The organism is Kitasatospora sp. NPDC056783, from assembly GCF_042789895.1.
In the GTDB taxonomy this organism is placed as follows: Bacteria; Actinomycetota; Actinomycetes; order Streptomycetales; family Streptomycetaceae; genus Kitasatospora.
Genome location: NZ_JBHUAF010000636.1, coordinates 1 through 2,490, shown reverse-complemented (window position 1 = coordinate 2,490; position 2,490 = coordinate 1). Strand labels below are relative to the sequence as shown.

1 protein-coding gene is annotated in these 2,490 nt (G+C 73.1%); it reads right to left on the bottom strand.

Annotation, left to right across the window (positions count from 1 at the left end; all coding sequences use genetic code 11):
- Positions 1–2,490, bottom strand: a 2,490-nt coding sequence (locus ACFRMQ_RS40110) for a condensation domain-containing protein (RefSeq protein ID WP_380735845.1), incomplete at both ends; no start/stop codon positions are given.

Sequence of the window (2,490 nt, the reverse complement as noted above, 5' to 3'; positions counted from 1 at the left end):
CTCGGTCGGCCCGTACATGGTGTGGCCGGCGGTCAGCGGAGCCGCGCACAGCCTGGACCACAGGCCCTGACCGATCGCCTCACCACCGAGCAGCAGCAGCTTCGGCGCGCACTCCTCCAACAGCCCCTCCTCCACCAACTGCTCTGCGTACGAGGGAGTCACGTGCAACGCGTCCAGCCCCGCCGCACGGACATGACGCACCAACTGCCGGGCGTCCCGGCGGACCTCGTCCCCGATCAGGTGCAGCTCGTGCCCCGCGACCATCCAGAGCACGACCTCCAACGAGGCGTCGAAGCAGAGCGAAGCGGTCAACGCGACCCGCAGCCGGCCGTACGCCGCCTCCGCGTCCGCGATCACCGTGGCCCGGTGACCGGCCAGCAACGCCGCCAGACTGCCGTGCGGCACCACCACACCCTTGGGCCGGCCCGTCGAACCGGACGTGTGGATCACATACGCGGCATCCGCACCACACAGCACCGGCCTGTCGAACTCCGCCGGGCCGGGCACGTCCGTGACATCCAGCACCGGGAGTTCGGCCAGCAGTTCCGGCAGCGGCCAACGGCCGTCCGTCAGCACCAGCGCGGGCCCCGCGTCCGCCAGAATGCGCCCGGTACGCTCCGCCGGGTACTCGGCGTCCAGCGGCAGATAGGCACCACCCGCCTTGAGCACCGCCAGCAACCCGACCACCGTCTCGACCGAGCGCGGCAGCGCCAGCGCCACCATCGCCCCCGGCACCACCCCGGCACCGACCAGCCGGCACGCCAGCCGGTCGGCCCGCGCGTTCAACTCCCGGAACGTCAGCACCTCCTCCCCGCACACCAGCGCCACCGCCTCGGGAGTGGCCACGGCCCGCTCCTCGAACACCGCCGGAACCAGCGGCACCTCCGAAGCCAACGGCACTGCTCCGCCGAGCAGTTCGGCCCGCTCCTCCGGGCTCACCAGCGGCAGGGACCCGATCCGGGTGTCCGGCCGTTCGACGGCGGCCGCCAGCAGGTGGGCGAAGTGGCGGACGACCGCCTCGGCCGTCTCCCGGTCGAACAGGTCCGTCGCGTAGTCGAGCGCGAAGTCGATCCCGGCGGGCTCCCCGTCCGGGCCGAAGGACTCCTGGGCGGTCACGTTGAGGTCGAACTTGGCGACCCCGGTGGCGGCCGGCAGCACCCCGTTCCACAGGCCGGCCGAGGACGCGTCGGCCTGCTCGTTGTTCTGGAGCACCATCGCGACCTGGAACAGCGGGTGGCGGGCCAGCGAGCGGGCCGGGTTGAGCTCCTCGACCAGGCGCTCGAACGGCACGTCCTGGTGGGCGTAGGCGCCGAGGTCGGTCTCCCGGACCCTGGCCAGCAGCTCGGTGAAGCTGGGGTTGCCCGAGGTGTCGGTGCGCAGCACCAGGGTGTTGACGAAGAAGCCGACCAGCTCGTCCAGCGCCTCGTCCGAGCGCCCGGCCACCACGGAGCCGATCGGCACGTCGGTGCCCGCGCCGAGCCGGGTGAGCAGGGCAGCGAAGGCGGCCTGGAGGGCCATGAACATCGTCACCCGCTGCTCACGCGCCAACCTCCGCAGCGCGCGGTGGAGTTCGACGTCCAGCAGCCGCGCCACCCGGTCACCCCGGTGGCTGGCGGCGGCGCCCCGGGGGCGGTCCACGGGGAGCGTGAGCTCCTCCGGCATGTCGGCCAGGGTCTCGCGCCAGTGGGCGAGTTGGCGGGAGAAGAGGCTCTCCTCGTCGGTCTCCTCGCCGAGCAGTTCGCGCTGCCAGAGCGCGTAGTCGGCGTACTGGACGGGCAGCGGCGCCTGTCGCGGCGCGGTTCCGGCCGCCCGGGCCGCGTAGGCGGTGGCGAGATCGCGCACCAGCTTGCGGGTCGACCAGCCGTCGCTCGCGATGTGGTGCAGCACCAGGACCAGGACGTGCTCCTCGGCGGAGACCCGCAGCAGCAGGGCACGCAGCGGGAGTTCGGCCGCCAGGTCGAACGGCCGGCGGGAGGCCTCGTCGACGGACTCGCCGACCTCGTCGGCCGGGCAGTCCCGGACCTCGAAGGGCACCTGGGCCACCCCGGCCGGGCGGATCAGCTGGTGCGGCTCACCGTCGGTCTCGACGATCAGGGTGCGCAGGCTCTCGTGCCGGGCCACCACGTCACCCAGGGCCGAGCCCAGGGCGTCGCTGTCCAGCTCACCCGCCACCCGAAGCACCAGCGGCAGGTTGTAGACGGCGCTCGGACCCTCCATCCGGTCGATCAGCCACAACCGCTGCTGCGCGAAGGACAACGGCACCCGCTCCGGCCGCTCTACCCGCGCGGTCAGCGCGAGACGCTCCGAGCCCGAACCCAGACGGCCCGCCAGCCCGGCCGGCGTCGGCGCCTCGAAGACATCCCGGACGGCCAACTCGGCACCCAGGGTCGAACGCACCCGGCTGAGCAGCCGGGTGGCGAGCAACGAGTGCCCACCCAGGGCGAAGAAATCGTCCTCCACCCCGACCCCGTCCAGACCGAGCACCTCCGC